Source organism: Streptomyces akebiae, assembly GCF_019599145.1.
GTDB lineage: Bacteria > Actinomycetota > Actinomycetes > Streptomycetales > Streptomycetaceae > Streptomyces > Streptomyces akebiae.
Genome location: NZ_CP080647.1, coordinates 2,100,532 through 2,116,872 on the forward strand (window position 1 = coordinate 2,100,532; position 16,341 = coordinate 2,116,872).

The following is a 16,341-nucleotide window of genomic DNA, read 5'->3' on the forward strand; positions in this document are numbered from 1 at the left end:
GTCCGGACAAACCATTGACACGGCGGCAGGTACGCCCCCACTTTGTTTCCCATGCGCATCGGACTCATCGGGGCGGGTCGTATCGGGACGTTCCACGCGACCACCCTCAGCCGCCACCGTGATGTCGGCTCTCTGATCATCACCGACGTCGACCCGGCTCGGGCCCATGACCTCGCGGATCGCCTCGGCGAGACGGCGGCGCCGGGCGTGGACGAGATCTTCACCTGGGGTGTGGACGCCGTGGTGATAACGGCCGCGACGTCCGCCCACGGCGAACTGATCGGTCGGGCAGCACGCTCGGGTCTGCCGGTGTTCTGCGAGAAACCCGTCGCGGTGGACCTGCCGGGCACGTTAAGCGCGCTGACCGAGGTCGACGCGGCCGGGACGGTGCTGCAGATGGGTTTCCAGCGGCGTTTCGACTCGGGCTATGTCAGGGCGCGGGAGGCGGTCCGGGCGGGCCGGCTCGGGCGGCTGCACACCGTACGGGCGCTGACGGCCGATCAGACGCCGCCGCCCGCCGGGTACCTGCCGATCTCGGGAGGCATCTACCGGGACACCCTGATCCACGACTTCGACATCGTGCGGTGGGTGACCGGGCGCGAGGTCGCCTCCGTGTACGCCACCGGGTCGGACGCCGGGCATCCGATGTTCCGGGAGGCGCACGATTTCGACACGGCGGCGGCGCTGCTCACCCTGGAGGACGGCACGCTCGTGACGGCCACCGCGGCGCGGGTGAACGGCGCCGGGTACGACGTACGGCTGGAGCTGGCCGGGGAGCTGGACACGGTGGTGGTCGGCCTGGACGACCGTACGCCGCTCGCGTCCACGGAGCCGAGCGGGCCGCCGCCGGCGGACAAGCCGTGGACCGGCTTCCTGGAGCGGTTCGCCGCCGCGTACGAGGCCGAGATCGCCGCGTTCGTCGAGGTGGTGCGCGGGGAGCGGGCGAACCCGTGCGACGGCCGTGAGGCTCTGCAGGCGCTGCGCGTGGCCGAGGCGTGCGAGCTGTCCCGGCTGGAGCACCGTCCGGTCAACCTGGGAGAGATCCCGGGCGGCCGGGAGTAGGCGTTCAGTCGCGGCTGCGGGTCCGGTGGGGTTCTCACGGAAGGGCCGAAGGCCCCTTCCGGGGCGCGGGGAACCGCGCGAGAAGCCCCACTCGGCCGCACAGGGGCGGCGGGGCGGGAAAACGCCTCACCACCGCAGCGGCAGGCTCCGCACCCCTCGTATCAGCATGCCCGGCAGCCACTCCCCCGGCGGACCGTCCAACGCGAGATCCGGGCAGCGCCGCAGCAGGGCCCGGAGGGCTACACCGGCCTCCAGACGCGCTAGGGGCGCACCCAGGCAGAAGTGGATGCCATGGCCGAAGGCGAGGTGGCCGCGGGTGTCACGGTGGATGTCGAAGCGGTCGGGGTCGGGATAGCGGGCACCGTCGCGGTCGGCGGCGGACAGGCCGATCAGCACCGAGTCGCCCGCCGGGATGACCGTGCCGCCTATCTCCAGCGCCTCGGCGGCGAAACGGAACGTCGCGTTCTCCACCGGGCCCTCGTGCCGCAGGGTCTCCTCCACGACCGCGTCCACGAGGCTCATGTCGGCCCGCACCTCGGCGAGTTGCCCGGGATGGGTGAGCAGCGCGTGGACGGCGCCGGTGATGAGGTTGACGGTGGTCTCGTGGCCGGCGATCAGCAGGATGTAGGCCATGCCGCGCAGCTCGGCGGGTGACAGGCGGTCGCCGTCCTCGTCGGTCGTCCGGATCAGCGCGCTCAGCAGGTCGTCGGCGGGCGGCGAGCATCGCTTGTCCTCGACCAACTCCTCCAGGTAGGCGGCGAGTTGGACGAAGGTCTCATGCTCGCTCTCCCCGCTGGTGGGTGCCACCGCCTCCGTCGACAGCTTGCGGAAGGCCGCCCGGTCGAGCTCGGGCACGCCGAGCAGTTCGCAGATGACGGTGAGGGGCAGCGGGTACGCGAACGTTTCGACCAGGTCGGCGCGGCCGCGCGGCACCATCTCGTCCAGCAGCGAGTCGGTGATCTCCTGGATCCTCGGCCGCAGCCGCTCGACCCGGCGCCCGGTGAACTCCCGGGTGATCAGTCCCCGCAACCGGGTGTGCCGGGGCGGGTCGGCGGCCAGCAGATACTTGCCGATCAGCTCCTCGTCGAGGAAGGTCACCCCGACCTTCGAGCCGTCCTTCGACAGCCGGGGGTCGGCGAGCGCCGCCCTCGCCTCCTCGTGTCCGACGACGAGCCAGACCTCGTGGTGCGCGTCGTGCTGGGGCAGCCGGACCCGGTGGACGGGGCCGCGCGCCCGCAGTTCGGCGTAGACGGGATGGGGGTTCTCGGTGAACCCCGGTCCGTACTCCCCGAGATCGATCACATGCTCATGCCCCATGACTCCCCCTTCACCCGTCCAACGCCCCGAGTCGCTCACGCGTGCCCGTCGTCCTCCAGCAACCCCGCGTCGTAGGTCAACAGGGCTATCTGCACACGGTTGTTGAGGTCGAGCCTGGCGAGGACGCGGGAGACATGGGTCTTGACGGTGGCGACACTCATGAAGAGTTCGGCGGCGATCTCGGCGTTGGAGGCGCCGCGGCCGACGGCGACGGCAACCTCGCGTTCCCGGTCGTTGAGGGCGGCGACCCGGGAACGGGCGGTGGCGCGGCGGGTGTCGGCGGTGCTGCCCGCGGCGTGCGCCATGAGCCGGCGGGTGACGGCGGGCGAGAGCACGGGGTCACCGGCCGCGACCCGCCGTACCGCCTCGACGATCTCGGCGGGCGAGGTGTCCTTCAGGACGAAGCCGGCCGCGCCGGCCCGTAGGGCCCGCAGCACCTGGTCGTCGGCGTGGAAGGTGGTGAGGACGACGACCTCGGGCGCCTCCGGGCGGGCGCGGAGCCGCTCGGTGGCGGCGAGACCGTCGACGGTCGGCATCCGGATGTCCATGAGGACGACGTCGGGGCGCGTACGGTCGACGAGGGCCTCCACCTCGTGGCCGTCGGCGCCCTCGCCCACGATCTCGATGTCGTCGGCGCCGCCCAGCATGAGCGAGAGGCCTCTGCGCACGAGGGGATCGTCGTCGACGAGGAGCAGTCGGATCGCGGTCATCGGCCCACCGTTCGGATGTCGGTCATGGAGCACTACCGTAGGGCGCTTCGCCCGGACCGCCGCGGCGCCGCGGCCGACCCGTTAGTGTCGGCCGGTACGGCATTCAACTGACGGAGGTTTCGGGTGCGTTACCGACTCCTGGGCCGCACGGGGCTGCGTGTCTCCGAGCTGTTCCTGGGCGCCATGACGTTCGGGGAGCAGGGCGGGGTGGGGGCGCCCGCGCAGGAGTGCGCGCGGATCCTCGACGTGTACGCGGAGGCCGGCGGCAATGTGATCGACACGGCGGTCAACTACCGGGGCGGGGAGAGCGAACGGATCGTCGGCGAGCTGCTCAAGGGGCGGCGCGACCGGTTCGTGCTGTCCACCAAGTACACCGTGTCCCGGGACGGTGCCGACCCCAACGCCGCGGGCAACCACCGCAAGAACCTCGCGCTGTCGCTGGAGACGAGTCTGCGGCGCCTCGGGACGGACTACATCGACCTCTACTGGGTGCACATCTGGGACCGCAACACCCCGGTCGAGGAGACGATGCGCGCCCTCGACGACGCCGTACGGTCCGGGAAGGTGCTGTACGTCGGCATCTCGGACGCCCCGGCGTGGGTGGTGGCGCGCGCCAACACCCTGGCCGAATGGCGCGGTTGGTCGCCGCTGTCGGCGCTGCAGGTGCCGTACAGCCTGCTCAACCGGGACATCGAGCGGGAGCTGCTGCCGATGGCGGAGGCGTTCGGCATGTCGGTCGCGGCGTGGAGCCCGCTGCAGAACGGCGTGCTGTCGGGCAAGTACACCCGCCCGGGCGGGGTGGCGCCGGGCACCGCGACCCGGCTGTCCGCGGAGGCGATCGGCGCGCGCGAGCGCGCGGTGGCGGAGGCCGTGCAGAGCGCCGCGGACGAACTCGGCGCCACCCCGGCCCAGGTGGCGATCGCCTGGACCATGGCCCACTCCCCCGCCGTGCACCCCGTGCTGGGCGCCCGCCGCGTCGAACAGCTGATGGACAACCTGGGCGCCGCCCGGCTGGTCCTCCCGGAGGAGATCCTGGTCCGGCTGGAGGAGACCACCGACTTCCGCCTGGGCTTCCCCGGGGACTTCATCGACGAGGCGTCGGCGTGGGTGTACGGGTCGGTGGGGCAGCGCGTGGTGCCGCGGACGGCCTGACCCGGGCCGGGGCCGTCCGTCAGGCGCGCAGTCGTACGCCGTGGCGGACGCGCAGCCGGCGTATCTCCCACCAGGCGACGGCTGTCACCGAGGCCGGTCCGCCGATGAGGGCGGCGAACTGGACCAGGGGCGGGCCGGGCGGCAGTCCGCCGACGGCCAGGTTGATGGCGGAGAACTCCCACACCAGGGCGCCGGTGAGCAGCGCGGGGAGCGCGGGGTGCACATCGACGGTGTTGAAGGCGCTGCGTACGGCGGGCCCGGTGGCGAAGACGATGAAGAGCAGCACCCAGAGCAGGGGGACGAGCAGGGCGAGGGGCGCCCACAGGCTCATGTCCCTCTCCAGATGGGTGCGTGTGTAGTAGACCGCCCCGCCGAGGAGCGGGACCGCCGTGAAGGCGCCGACGTACCACAGGGCCGATTTCCCGGAGGTGCGCAGGGGGGCGCGCATGGCCCGGCGCGCGTCCGGCGACGACCAGCGGAACAGGGCCGCGACGACCACCGGCGCGCTCAGGAGCAGCAGCCAGGGGGTGACGGTCAGCCGCATCATGAACTGCTGCTGCGCCTGGTCGACGTCCTCGGGCTTGCCGTACACCGCCAGGATCAGCACCGACATGAGGGTGGCCGTCCAGGCGCGCCTGCGCTGTACCCGCGTCACGTCGTCGTCCAGGGGGCGGTGGCGGGAGCGGGAGGGGAAGATCCGCCGGGCCGGGCGGCGGGCCGAGCGGGCCAGTGGGTAGCCCACGAGCAGACCGACCACCATCGGCCACGCGCACATCGCGGCCATCGCCCAGAGGCAGCCGTGCAGCCGGAGCCCGCTGAGGAACTCCCTGAGCGGCGGCCATTCGTCCTCCCGCATCCGCCGCACGAGGGTGGGCGGCGGGACATAGGGGGGCGGTGGCCCGTAGGGGGAATACGGCGGGACGTGAGGGGGAGGCGGCGGGTACGGTCCTCCGTCCGGGGGCGGCCAGGGTGGCTGATACGGATCGCGTCCCCCGAAACTCACTGCGCTGTCCCCTCCCGAGACGCACCAGGCGTGCTTCAACTGGCCATCATGGGGGACGAGATGGCGTGGCGCACGCCGATAACGGTGTTCCGGTCGAAGACGGTGCCCGGGGTCAGTCCCAGGGCAGCCAGGCCCGCACCGCGAACCCGCCGCCCTCCTCGGAGCCGTGGTCCAGGCGGCCCCCGGCCAGCGCGGCGCGTTCGGTGAGGCCGATGAGGCCCTGGCCGGAGCCGGGTACCGGCGGGACCTCTCCCGGGGGCGCGGGATTGCGTACGCAGACGGTGAGTCCGTCGCCCGGGGCGCCCGTGACGGTGACGGTGACCTCGGCGCCGGGGGCGTGCTTGCGAGCGTTGGTCAGGCACTCCTGGGCGATGCGGTAGGTGGTGCGGCCGACGGAGGTGGGGACGGCGGCGCGGTCGGTGACGTGCTGGTCGAGGACGACCTTCATCCCGGCCTCCCGGCACTCGGAGACGAGGGTGTCGAGCGCCGCCAGGGTCGGCTGGGGGCGCCCCGCGTCCTCGGGCTCGCCCGCCCGGAGTACCCCGATGATCTCCCGCAGGTCCTGCAGCGCCTCGTGGGCGCTCTCCCGGATGACGCCCGCCGCGCGGACGATCTCGGCCCGTGGTGCGTCGGGCCGGAACTCCAGTGCGCCCGCGTGCACGCTCAGCAGCGTCAGGCGATGCGCCAGGACGTCGTGCATCTCGCGCGCGATGGCCTCCCGGGCGAGCCGTTGCGCCTGTTCGGCGCGGAGTGCCGCCTCGGTCTCGGCGCGTCGGGCGCGGTCGCGGAAGCTCAGCATGAGCTGCCGTTTGGAGCGCACGAACATGCCCCAGCCGACGGTCGCGGCGGTGAGGAGCACGGCGGCGAAGAGCGCCCAGGGGTAGGCGATGTCGGGGTCGGGGCGCAGCCAGAAGAACAGTGGGGTCAGCAGGAGGGACGCGCCGCCGATCCAGGCCACGTAGCGGAAGGGCCGGTGCACGGTGAGGGTGAAGAAGGCGACCAGGCCGGCGCCGCCCGCGGTGGTCGACACGAAGCAGACGGGGACCATCGCCACGGCGAGGCCGACCGGCCGGCGTCTGCGCAGCCAGACGGCGGCGCAGGCGAGCGCGCCCAGCACCTGGTCGACGACGGCGAGGGACTGCGGCAGGTCGGGCTCGTTCCTGACGGTGTCCACGCCCAGGAGGCCGATGAACACGGCCAGCAGGAAGCAGGTGAAGTCGACGGCCCAGTCCCGTGCGGTGCGCCGGGGCGGCCGTCCGGGGCGGCCATTGCCTGGGGCGTCGTCGGAGTCGAGGAGGGCCGACGGCAGGAGCCAGCTCCGCCCCGGGAAGGTCGGGGGCTCCGGTACCTGCTTGTCAGCACTCACGGTCGACAAATCTATGCAGAGCCGGCCGCCGCCACCTCCCCTCCGGCGGGGATCGCGACCAAAGTCGTGGCGCCGTCGACCTTCGGCTGCCCGCCGCGCGACGGATCGGTACTCCCGTCGCACGGCCCTCGCCCCGCGGCCGATGAACGCGGGAGGACCACCCGGCGAGGATCCTCACCATGAAGCAACTGTTGGAGTTTCTCGGGTTCATCGCCCTGGTGCAGGGCACCGGCGGTCTGGTGTACGAACTCACCGGCAAGCTGAAGTGGGGGGTGACGCAGCGGTGGAGCGCCCTGGACGGCTACGAGATCTATGTGAGCATCGCGCTGATCGTGCTGGCGATCGCCCTGTTCGCGGCGGCGGAGAGCCGTAGGTCCGGCTGACCGTCCCGGGAGCGTCCAGAACGGCCGGCACCCGCCTCGGCGTGCGCGCGGGCGACCTTGCGGCGGGCCTTGGCCCGGTTCCTGGATCCTTCCGTTTGCGGGACAGCTCGCGCTGGGCCTTCTTCAGCTTCTTCTCCGCCCTGAGGGGCGCCCCTCAGGCCCGGCGGTTGTCCGGGGGGTGAGGGGGTGGCTCGCGTGGATACGTACCTGACGGAGCGTCGGGGCCTCTCGCGCGGTTCCCCGCGCCTCTGGAGAACCCTGGCTAGCCGCCCAGTTCCTGGTGGCGGGTCGACAAGTCGAGGCTGCCCTGTTCCGTCAGGGAGCCGAAGAGGCGGAGGCGGGAGATGCCGCCGTCGGGGTAGATGTCGACGCGCGCGTGGGTGGCCACGACCGGGGCCGTGAGGACGAAGCGGTGGTTGGTGTCGGGCTGGAGGCGGGTGCGGGGGAGGACTTCCGTCCACCCGCCGTCCTCTCCGTCCCCTCCGTCCCCTCCGTCCTTCGCGTCCTTCACCGAGACCGTGGCCCAGCCGGCCGCGTTGCCCTTGAGGTACGCCGTGTCGATCTCCAGGGCGCGGATCTCGCACTGGGCGGCGAGGCGGTAGCGGATCCAGTCGTTGCCCTGGTCGCGGCGGCGCCGTGTCTCCCAGCACTCGTGCATCACCCGGGCGCGGCCGGGCTGGATGGTGTTGGTGGCCGGCGAGTAGAAGAGGTTGGAGGCGTCCTCGGCCCGGCCGCCGTTCTCCAGGGCGACCACGTCGAAGGTGCCGAGAGCGGCGAGCCAGGCCGGGTCCGGCACGACCTCGCCGTGCACCCGGAGGCGGGCGACACCGCCGTCGGGGTGCTGGTTCAGGCGGAGGTGGGTGAAGCGCTGCTCGACGGAGACGGCGAAGCCGTTGGCGGCGTGGCCGCCGACCGGGGTGCGCGGGACGAGCGTCGTCCACTTCACGTCGTCGGCGAGCAGGTCCTCCGGCGACGGGGAACCGGCCACGCAGGCGCCCTCGACGGACACCGCCTGCGGGTAGTTGCCGCGGAAGTGGGCCGTGTCGACGACGATCCCCCGGATCACGCCGGGCGCGCCGAGGCGGATCAGCGCCCAGTCGTGGTCCTCGGCCGTCGGCCAGGGGTGGTCGGCCGAGGCACCCCGGCGGCGGCGTGTCTCCCAGCCGTCCATGACCTTGCCCTTGTGCCCGAAGTGCTCGGGGTCGAACTCGGCGCGCTCGGGCACCAGCAAATTCTCACGGTGGGCGAAGAACTCGTCGTTGGCGGCGATCACACCGGCGCCGAGCCTGCGGTCGGCGAGGTCGGCGTACTGGGTGAAGGGGAAGTCGGCGGTGCGGTAGTCCGCGTACGGGTCGCCGCCGACGTAGGGCTTCGCGTCGCCGGTGAAGCGGGCGGGCGGGAAGTGGTGCTGCGCCGTCACGATGATCAGGTCTGCCTTTCGGTTGTCGGGCCGCCGCGGGTGCGCGGTGATCAGGGGATGCGGGTGAGGAGTTGTCCCTTCGGTGCGGTGAACTCGCCGTCCGCGACGATGCGTCGGCCGCGCAGCCAGGTGGACCGGACCACGCCGTACAGGGTCTTCCCCGCGTACGCGGTGACGTGGTTGCGGTGCTGGAGTGCGGCCGGGTCGACGGTGAAGGTCTCGTCGGGGGCGAGGACGGCGAAGTCGGCGTCGCGGCCCGGCTCGATGGCCCCCTTCCGGTCCAGCCCGACGAGGGCCGCCGTGCGGGTGGACATCCAGCGGACCACGTCCTCCAGGCCGTGGCCGCGCCTGCGGGCCTCCGTCCAGACGGCCGCGAGGCTCAGTTGCAGGCCGGAGATGCCGCCCCAGGCGGTGGCGAAGTCGTCGGTCTTGAGGTCGGCGGTCGAAGGGGAGTGGTCGGTGACCACACAGTCGATCGTGCCGTCCGCGAGGGCCTGCCACAGGAGGTCCTGGTTGGCGGACTCCCGGATGGGCGGGCAGCACTTGAACTCGCTCGCCCCGTCCGGGACTTCCTCGGCGGTGAGGGTGAGGTAGTGCGGGCAGGTCTCGACGGTGATCCGCACGCCCTCCCGCTTGGCCTCGGCGATCAGTGGGAGGGCGTCGCTGGAGGAGAGGTGGAGCACGTGGACACGCGCGTCGAGCCGCCGGGCCTGGGCCACGAGGGCCGCGATGGCGGTGTCCTCGGCGTCACGCGGGCGGGAGGCGAGGAAGTCGGCGTACCTGGGGCCGCCCCGCTGGGGAGCCGCGTCGAGGTGGTGGGGGTCCTCGGCGTGCACGATCAGCAGTCCGCCGAAGCCCGCGATCTCGGCGAGGGAGCGGGCGAGGCCGTCCTGGTCGAGGTGCGGGAACTCGTCGACACCGGACGGCGACAGGAACGCCTTGAAGCCGAAGACCCCGCTGTCGTGCAGCGGCCGCAGGTCCTTGACGTTGTCGGGCAGGGCGCCGCCCCAGAACCCGACGTCGACGTGGGCCTTGTCGGCTGCGACCTCGCGCTTCGTGCGGAGGTGGTCGACCGTGGTGGTCGGCGGGAGGGAGTTGAGGGGCATGTCGACGAGGGTGGTGATGCCTCCGGCCGCCGCCGCGCGGGTGGCGGTCCAGAAGCCCTCCCAGTGGGTGCGCCCGGGGTCGTTCACGTGGACGTGGGTGTCGACGAGGCCGGGCAGCAGGACGTCGTCGCCGAGGTCCTCCAGACGCGCGCCGGACGGTACGGCGGCGTCGTACGGGAGTACGGCCGTGATCCTGCCGTCGGCGACGGCGACCGCGGCGGGGCGCGATCCGTCGGGGGTGATGACGCGCGTCGAGCGCAACACCAGTTCAGCCTCGGACACCGGGACCCCTCTCGCCGTACCGCTCTTCACTTCCGCGTAACGGTATTTACTTCCACGTAACGGAATTCAACGTTCTGTTGAAGGAGTTTTCACCCCTCCTACCGCTCCGTCAAGAGCACACCCTCCACTCTGCCTCCGGTGCGCCCATACTGGATGTTTCCATAAGACGGAATTATTATTCCGATCAGCAGAACTTAGTGACGTACGAGCGAGTAGTCAACGAACCGCCCGGTAGGCTGCGACCTCGCCCGCCATCTCGAAAGGACCGCGCCCGTGCCGACGTCCAGCGCCAGCGCCCACACGACCGACTCCGCCAAGTCGTCCTCCGGTGGTGTCCAGTCCCTCGAGCGCGCCTTCGACCTGCTGGAGCGGATGGCGGACGCCGGCGGCGAGGTGGGCCTCAGCGAGCTGTCCGTGAGCAGCGGACTGCCCCTGCCGACCATCCACCGGCTGATGCGGACGCTGGTCGTCTGCGGCTACGTACGCCAGCAGTCCAACCGGCGCTACGCCCTCGGCCCGCGCCTGATCCGCCTCGGCGAGTCCGCGTCCCGACTGCTCGGCACCTGGGCGCGACCGTACCTCGCGCGGCTCGTCGAGGAGACCGGCGAGACGGCGAACATGGCCCTGCTGGACGGCGACGAGATCGTCTACGTCGCCCAGGTGCCGTCCAAGCACTCGATGCGGATGTTCACCGAGGTGGGCCGCCGCGTACTCCCCCACTCCACCGGCGTCGGCAAGGCGCTCCTCGCCGACTTCCCGGCCGACGAGGTGCGCGCGCTGCTGGCCCGTACGGGCATGCCGGCCGCCACGGACAAGACGATCACCACACCCGAGGGCTTCCTGAGCGCCCTGGCGGACGTCCGCCGCCTCGGGTACGCCGTCGACGACAACGAGCAGGAGATCGGCGTCCGCTGCCTCGCCGTCTCCGTCCCCAACTCCCCCACCGCCGCGGCCATTTCGATCTCCGGCCCGGCCGGGCGCGTCACCGAGGCGGCGACCGAGCGGATCGTGCCGGTGCTGCAGCAGGTGGCGGTGGAACTGTCGGAGGCCCTCGCGAGTTCGGGCACGGGCGGCTGACGCACCGGACGAACGCGCGAAATCGGGGAACTCGGGGCGACGCAAGGCGGAATTCACGGGGTCGCGCCTCTCGGGGTCGCGACCCCATGGACGACCGATGAACCACCCCCGGCGAATCACCTCGGGTGAATCACACCCGCGGGTCGGCCGATTCCTTCAGCGCCTCGGGGGCTCCCCGAACAATTCGACCGCCGTACGGACGTCCGCCAGCCCTTTCGCCAGCGCGCTCACGGACCCGATCGAACCCGCGATCAGCAACAGCGACCGCCGCAACCGCGGCACCTCCGGCATCCCGGTGACGGCCATCGCCGCGAGCGCGGCCAGCTCGTCCTCCGCTATGCCCCGGTCGGGGAACTCCGCGGGATGCGCGGCCAGTTCACGACGCAGCCGGGACACGGCCGAGCTCAGCTCCGCCACTCTCGGATCCTCGTCACTGCCGGTCACTGGCCTCTGCCCCAAGCTCCGCAACACAGCCCTCTCCCCCCTCGCCCACGCCCTTGTGCACGAGTCGTGGCCGCGCGCCCCGGGCACGGCCGTCCACCCCATGGCGTCGGTCGGGCGCCGTGGGGTGGCGCGGGCCAGTAAACGCCAATCAGTGTGGCGAGCGCCACCACGGGGACCGAAATTCAGTCCCCGGGCATCGCAAAGACGTCACCCGGCCCGTGGGGCTGCACGGGACACCCCGCCCGGTCGGGTATGCAGGGGGACATGACGCACCACCAGCCCCGGAAGAAGACGCCTGACGCGGCCCATCCGCCCGACGCGAGCGAGGTCGCAGGACTGCTGCTGGCCGCCGGCGGCGGACGGCGCCTCGGCGGCCGCCCCAAAGCCCTGCTCAGCCACCGCGGCCGCCCCCTGGTCGAACACGCGGTCGGCGTACTGCGGGCGGCCGGCTGCACGCGGATCCACGTGGTCCTCGGCGCCGAGTCCGCGACCGTACGCGCCCGCGCCGAACTGGCCGACTGCGTCCTGGTCGACAACCCGGACTGGGCCGAGGGCATGGGCTCGTCGCTGCGGGCCGGACTGGACTCACTGACGGGGACGGGCGCGAAAGCCGCCCTGGTGTCGCTGGTGGACCAGCCGGGCATCGGGCCGGAGGCGGTGGCCCGGGTCCTCGCCGCCCACCGATCGACCGGATCGCTCGCGGCGGCCGCGTACGACGGTGTGCGGGGCCATCCCGTCCTGTTCGGCGCCGACCACTGGCCCGGCATCGCCGCGACCGCCACCGGCGACCGAGGCGCGCGCGCCTATCTGCGGGCGCACGACGACACGATCACGCTCGTCGAGTGCGGGGACGTGGCGCGGCCCTACGACATCGACACCGAGGCCGACCTGGTCCACCTTGAGTGAACGGGGTGACACTCAGCGCCACCCTGCCTCGATGCGGAGAATCTCGACATCAACAAAACATTGAACTTCCACCATGAGGAAACTAGTATCCACTGCCCAGAAGCGCCCTACTCATCCAGGGGCGACCACAGCCCGACCCGGGTCGACTGACACCCGGTGCCACGCCCGCTGAAGGAAGTGACAGCTCATGTCCGCACCAGCGCCGTCCCCGCTGGCCATCGTCGACGCCGAGCCCCTGCCCCGTCAGGACGAGGTCCTCACCCCCGCGGCCCTCGCCTTCGTGGCGGAGCTGCACCGCCGGTTCACCCCCCGGCGTGACGAGCTGCTGGCCCGCCGCGCGGAGCGGCGCGCCGAGATCGCCCGTACCTCCACGCTCGACTTCCTCCCGGAGACCGCCGCGATCCGCGCCGACGACTCCTGGAAGGTGGCCCCCTCCCCGGCCGCCCTGGACGACCGCCGTGTCGAGATCACCGGCCCCACCGACCGCAAGATGACGATCAACGCGCTGAACTCGGGGGCGAGGATCTGGCTCGCGGACTTCGAGGACGCCTCGGCGCCCACCTGGGAGAACGTGGTCCTCGGCCAGGTGAACATGGCCGACGCCTACACGCGGAACATCGACTTCACCGACGAGCGCACCGGCAAGTCCTACGCGCTGCGCCCGAACGAGGAGCTGGCGACGGTCGTCATGCGCCCGCGCGGCTGGCACCTCGACGAGCGCCATCTCGTGGACGCCGACGGCACCGCGGTGCCCGGCGCGCTGGTCGACTTCGGCCTGTACTTCTTCCACAACGCCCAGCGGCTGCTGGACCTCGGCAAGGGCCCGTACTTCTACCTCCCGAAGACGGAGTCGCACCTGGAGGCCCGCCTCTGGAACGAGGTGTTCGTCTTCGCGCAGGACCACGTCGGCATCCCGCAGGGCACCGTCCGCGCCACCGTCCTCATCGAGACGATCACGGCCGCGTACGAGATGGAGGAGATCCTCTACGAACTCCGCGACCACGCGTCGGGGCTGAACGCGGGCCGCTGGGACTATCTCTTCTCCATCGTGAAGAACTTCCGTGACGGCGGGGCCAAGTTCGTCCTCCCGGACCGCAACGCGGTGACGATGACCGCCCCGTTCATGCGGGCGTACACCGAACTCCTCGTCCGCACCTGCCACAAGCGCGGCGCGCACGCGATCGGCGGCATGGCCGCGTTCATCCCGTCACGGCGCGACGAGGAAGTCAACAAGGTCGCGTTCGAGAAGGTCAAGGCCGACAAGGACCGCGAGGCGAACGACGGCTTCGACGGCTCCTGGGTGGCCCACCCCGACCTGGTCCCGATCGCCATGGCCTCCTTCGACGCCGTCCTCGGCGACAAGCCGAACCAGAAGGACCGCCTCCGCGAGGACGTCGACGTCAAGGCCGCCGATCTGATCGCCGTCGACTCCCTCGACGCCAGGCCGACGTACGCCGGACTCGTCAACGCCGTCCAGGTCGGCATCCGTTACATCGAGGCCTGGCTGCGGGGTCTCGGCGCCGTCGCCATCTTCAACCTGATGGAGGACGCGGCCACCGCCGAGATCTCCCGCTCCCAGATCTGGCAGTGGATCAACGCGGGTGTCGAGTTCGAGCACGACGGAGACACGGTGAAGGCGACCCCGGAGCTGGCCCGCGAGGTCGCCGCCCAGGAACTCGCCAACCTGCGGGCGGAGTTGGGCGAGGAGGCTTTCGCCGCCGGTCACTGGCAGCAGGCCCACGACCTCCTGTTGGAGGTCGCCCTCGACGAGGACTACGTCGACTTCCTCACCCTGCCGGCGTACGAGCAGCTCAAGGGCTGACCCGGCCGGCCTACTCCGGCCCCGCCTTGTGCGAGCTGTCCGAGTGGCCCAGGGACCGTCCCGGGGCCACTCGGTCGCGTACGGCCTGCTTGACGGCGGTGGGCTCGGGAAAGCCCTGGTCACGGCGGTCCCAGACGACCTCGTCGTTGACGCGGACGACGAAGACGCCACCCTTGCCGGGTTTGAGGGACAGCTCGGTCAGTTCGGTCTCGAAGGTCGTCAGCAGCTCCTGGGCCAGCCACGCGGCACGGGGCAGCCAACGGCACTGGGTGCAGTACTCGATCTCGACACGCTGTGTCTGCGTCATCCCAGGTGCACCGACCAATCCTGTTCCGCCGCCGGTTTGCCGTGCAGGTCGGGGACCCGTTTCAGCCAGTTCGGTCGGCCTCGTTGTGTCTTCGCCGCGCGGAGGACCTCCTCGGCGGCGAGTTCCTCCCGGGTGGGGAAGTCGGTGGGGAGCCAGGCGGCGGAGGCGCGCACGCGCGCGTGGAGGTAGCGCACATAGGCGTCGCGGACCTCGTCGGGCGAGGTGAAGCCGTCCTCGACGGGCAGCCAGCCGTCCGGGACCTCCGCGACGATCCGCCGCAGCAGGTCCTCGGTCACCTTCGGCGCGAGCTCGGCATCGGCCGCGCGCACGTCGGGGGCGTAGTGGCCGAGGGCGTGGTGACGGAAGTCGTACGCCTTCGTCGGGTCCGAGGCGTCCCATCGGTGGTGGAAGACGAGGGCCGCGCCGTGGTCGATCAGCCAGAGGCGCGGGGGCGCGATGCCGAACGTGGGCCAGATCATGAGGTTCGAACTGTGCACGGTGCGGTCGACGTTGACCGTGAGGGCGTCGAGCCAGATGATCCGCCCGGCTTCGAGCGGGTCGACGGGGAACTCGTTCGCGACGTCCGGGGTGAAGTCGGCGGCGCCCGGCAGATAGTCCATGCCGAGGTTGAGGCCGGCGCTCGCGGCGTGCAGTTCCCGCACCTCCTGGTGCGGCTCGCTTTCGGCGATCGCCGGGTCGAAGTGCGCGAGGACCAGCTCCGGGAAGCGCAGGCCGAGCGCCCGCGCCAGCTCCCCGACGATCACCTCGGCGACCAACGCCTTGCGGCCCTGCGCCGAGCCGGTGAACTTGACGACGTAGGTGCCCAGGTCATCGGCCTCGACGACACCGGGGACAGAGCCGCCGGCCCGCAGGGGGGCGACATAGCGGGTCGCGGTGACCTCTCTCAACATCTTCCAGGGCCCCACAGCTCAGTTGCGTCGTCTTCCACGGCACGCTCCCTCCCGGCGCGGCCCTGCTTCTTCCGGCCTCCGGCACGAAGTGGACATGGTAACGGAATCTCCGCGCCGCTCCCCATTTTTTTGCCGACGTTCGTTCCGGGCGAGCGGCAAGAAATGCCGCCGCCCGCCCGGCATTAATTCCGGTATGGACGCACCGGAATCATTCAGACTTCGACGCGCGGAACAATCACGGCTTCGGCGTGCAGCCGTTCTCGCTCTTGGTCTGGCATTCCACCCAGTGCATCGAGGAAGTGATTCCGGTCAGTGTCCCCACGTTCCCGACGAAGTACTGCTTGCCGTCGCCGCCCTCACGCCACTTCTCGATGAGGAACTTGCGGTATTCGACCATGGGTCGCGTGTACCCGCGCTTCTTGGGGTCGACGACCATCTTGTTGGTCACCTTGACGCCCTTGGTGACGCTCTTCGTCACCTCGTAGCCGGTCTTGGCCTCGACCTTGGCGATGCCCCAGCTCACGCTGCCGTCGGCCTCGGCCTTCCGGGTCGACGAGCGCGTGGTGCTCCTGGTCACCGAGATCGACAGAGCGGCCTTGGCGGAGCTGCTGTTGTACTTGCTGCTCGTGGGGCCCGTCGCCTTGTAGGTGGGCGAGCCGTACTTCACCACCTTGTAGCAGGTGGAGGGCTGACAGGCCGCAGCGGCGGGAGTGGACATCGCCGGAATCATGGCGAGACTGCCGATGACAAGCGCGGCGCTCGTCGCCGTCGAGCCGAGGGCTCGCTTCATGGCCGTATTCATTTTTTTCCCCGTTTTCTCTGACTGGCGCTCCTTCTCAAGTGGCTGCGCCGACAGAGAGGAAACCAATCATGCGCGGCAGCCCGAGCAAGCGAACCGCACGGAAATGTTGCCCGTGGATTTACCGCTCTGCCCGTTCTGCGAGCGGGGGTGAAAGGTCGACACACGGGCGAATCGGGCAGACGAAGGTGGCGATGTGATGCCCGCCACAAGGCCGGTCGCGGCGGCGACCGGACCTTCGGACGGCGACGTCGGCATCCGCGCAGCCGTCGGC

16 protein-coding genes are annotated in these 16,341 nt (G+C 71.3%); 6 read left to right on the top strand and 10 right to left on the bottom strand.

What is annotated here, in order from left to right; translation table 11 throughout:
* Positions 1-51 precede the first annotated feature (51 nt).
* Positions 52-1,062 carry a Gfo/Idh/MocA family protein gene (locus tag K1J60_RS09220; protein ID WP_220645766.1) on the top strand — a complete coding sequence of 337 codons (1,011 nt, stop codon included), beginning with the start codon at positions 52-54 and terminating at the stop codon, positions 1,060-1,062.
* A 126-nt stretch (positions 1,063-1,188) separates the two neighbouring features.
* Here the strand turns inward: K1J60_RS09220 and K1J60_RS09225 are convergent, their stop codons facing one another.
* Both K1J60_RS09225 and K1J60_RS09230 read right to left on the bottom strand, forming a co-directional pair.
* The gene (locus K1J60_RS09225) at positions 1,189-2,379 is read right to left on the bottom strand and encodes a cytochrome P450 family protein (RefSeq protein ID WP_220645767.1); all 1,191 of its coding nucleotides are present in this window, start codon (positions 2,377-2,379) and stop codon (positions 1,189-1,191) included.
* A gap of 35 nt (positions 2,380-2,414) precedes the next feature.
* Complete coding sequence (locus K1J60_RS09230; protein WP_220645768.1) at positions 2,415-3,089, bottom strand: response regulator; 675 nt, start codon at positions 3,087-3,089, stop codon at positions 2,415-2,417.
* Between the two features lie 123 nt (positions 3,090-3,212).
* Between K1J60_RS09230 and K1J60_RS09235 the strand changes: the two genes are divergently transcribed.
* On the top strand, positions 3,213-4,241 hold the full coding sequence (locus K1J60_RS09235; protein WP_220645769.1) for an aldo/keto reductase: 1,029 nt from the start codon (positions 3,213-3,215) through the stop codon (positions 4,239-4,241).
* 19 nt (positions 4,242-4,260) lie between these two features.
* Here K1J60_RS09235 and K1J60_RS09240 read toward each other — a convergent pair whose 3' ends face one another.
* Positions 4,261-5,106 (bottom strand): hypothetical protein, encoded by an 846-nt coding sequence (locus K1J60_RS09240; protein ID WP_220645770.1) that lies wholly within the window; start codon positions 5,104-5,106, stop codon positions 4,261-4,263.
* 250 nt (positions 5,107-5,356) lie between these two features.
* The gene (locus K1J60_RS09245) at positions 5,357-6,610 is read right to left on the bottom strand and encodes a sensor histidine kinase (RefSeq protein WP_259407642.1); all 1,254 of its coding nucleotides are present in this window, start codon (positions 6,608-6,610) and stop codon (positions 5,357-5,359) included.
* A 179-nt stretch (positions 6,611-6,789) separates the two neighbouring features.
* On the opposite strand from K1J60_RS09245, the gene K1J60_RS09250 reads away from it, so the two are divergent.
* A complete protein-coding gene (locus K1J60_RS09250) occupies positions 6,790-6,993 on the top strand; it encodes a hypothetical protein (RefSeq protein WP_220645772.1) in 204 nt (67 codons plus the stop codon).
* Positions 6,994-7,255: 262 nt separating this feature from the next.
* Here K1J60_RS09250 and alc read toward each other — a convergent pair whose 3' ends face one another.
* Both alc and allB read right to left on the bottom strand, forming a co-directional pair.
* Positions 7,256-8,413 carry an allantoicase gene (gene alc / locus K1J60_RS09255; protein WP_220645773.1) on the bottom strand — a complete coding sequence of 386 codons (1,158 nt, stop codon included), beginning with the start codon at positions 8,411-8,413 and terminating at the stop codon, positions 7,256-7,258.
* Between the two features lie 50 nt (positions 8,414-8,463).
* Positions 8,464-9,801, bottom strand: coding sequence for an allantoinase AllB (gene allB, locus K1J60_RS09260; protein ID WP_220645774.1), 1,338 nt, complete (start codon positions 9,799-9,801; stop codon positions 8,464-8,466).
* Between the two features lie 273 nt (positions 9,802-10,074).
* Here allB and K1J60_RS09265 point away from each other — a divergent pair, with 273 nt between their 5' ends.
* Entirely contained in the window at positions 10,075-10,878 is an 804-nt protein-coding gene (locus K1J60_RS09265) for an IclR family transcriptional regulator (RefSeq protein ID WP_220645775.1), read from the top strand.
* A 156-nt stretch (positions 10,879-11,034) separates the two neighbouring features.
* Here K1J60_RS09265 and K1J60_RS09270 read toward each other — a convergent pair whose 3' ends face one another.
* Positions 11,035-11,349, bottom strand: a complete 315-nt coding sequence (locus tag K1J60_RS09270) for a DUF5955 family protein (protein ID WP_045556476.1) — start codon at positions 11,347-11,349, stop codon at positions 11,035-11,037.
* A gap of 237 nt (positions 11,350-11,586) precedes the next feature.
* On the opposite strand from K1J60_RS09270, the gene K1J60_RS09275 reads away from it, so the two are divergent.
* Both K1J60_RS09275 and aceB read left to right on the top strand, forming a co-directional pair.
* Positions 11,587-12,228 carry a nucleotidyltransferase family protein gene (locus tag K1J60_RS09275; protein WP_259407643.1) on the top strand — a complete coding sequence of 214 codons (642 nt, stop codon included), beginning with the start codon at positions 11,587-11,589 and terminating at the stop codon, positions 12,226-12,228.
* A gap of 187 nt (positions 12,229-12,415) precedes the next feature.
* The gene (gene aceB, locus K1J60_RS09280; RefSeq protein WP_220645777.1) at positions 12,416-14,050 is read left to right on the top strand and encodes a malate synthase A; all 1,635 of its coding nucleotides are present in this window, start codon (positions 12,416-12,418) and stop codon (positions 14,048-14,050) included.
* Positions 14,051-14,060: 10 nt separating this feature from the next.
* On the opposite strand, the gene K1J60_RS09285 is transcribed toward aceB, so the two are convergent.
* The 3 genes from K1J60_RS09285 to K1J60_RS09295 all read right to left on the bottom strand — a co-directional run bounded on the left by K1J60_RS09285 (position 14,061) and on the right by K1J60_RS09295 (position 16,058).
* On the bottom strand, positions 14,061-14,357 hold the full coding sequence (locus tag K1J60_RS09285) for a SelT/SelW/SelH family protein (RefSeq protein WP_220645778.1): 297 nt from the start codon (positions 14,355-14,357) through the stop codon (positions 14,061-14,063).
* A complete protein-coding gene (locus tag K1J60_RS09290) occupies positions 14,354-15,268 on the bottom strand; it encodes a HipA family kinase (protein WP_220645779.1) in 915 nt (304 codons plus the stop codon). The genes K1J60_RS09285 and K1J60_RS09290 overlap by 4 nt, the downstream gene beginning before the upstream one ends.
* Before the next feature lie 235 nt (positions 15,269-15,503).
* Complete coding sequence (locus K1J60_RS09295) at positions 15,504-16,058, bottom strand: hypothetical protein (protein WP_259407644.1); 555 nt, start codon at positions 16,056-16,058, stop codon at positions 15,504-15,506.
* Between the last annotated feature and the right edge of the window lie 283 nt (positions 16,059-16,341).

Coding starts and splice junctions, on each gene's coding strand:
- K1J60_RS09250 (WP_220645772.1), top strand. CDS start 6,790: ATGAAGCAACTGTTGGAGTTTCTCGGGTTCATCGCCCTGGTGCAGGGC.
- K1J60_RS09295 (WP_259407644.1), bottom strand. CDS start 16,058: ATGAAGCGAGCCCTCGGCTCGACGGCGACGAGCGCCGCGCTTGTCATC.
- K1J60_RS09290 (WP_220645779.1), bottom strand. CDS start 15,268: ATGTTGAGAGAGGTCACCGCGACCCGCTATGTCGCCCCCCTGCGGGCC.
- K1J60_RS09275 (WP_259407643.1), top strand. CDS start 11,587: ATGACGCACCACCAGCCCCGGAAGAAGACGCCTGACGCGGCCCATCCG.
- K1J60_RS09230 (WP_220645768.1), bottom strand. CDS start 3,089: ATGACCGCGATCCGACTGCTCCTCGTCGACGACGATCCCCTCGTGCGC.
- aceB (WP_220645777.1), top strand. CDS start 12,416: ATGTCCGCACCAGCGCCGTCCCCGCTGGCCATCGTCGACGCCGAGCCC.
- K1J60_RS09225 (WP_220645767.1), bottom strand. CDS start 2,379: ATGGGGCATGAGCATGTGATCGATCTCGGGGAGTACGGACCGGGGTTC.
- K1J60_RS09285 (WP_220645778.1), bottom strand. CDS start 14,357: ATGACGCAGACACAGCGTGTCGAGATCGAGTACTGCACCCAGTGCCGT.
- K1J60_RS09220 (WP_220645766.1), top strand. CDS start 52: ATGCGCATCGGACTCATCGGGGCGGGTCGTATCGGGACGTTCCACGCG.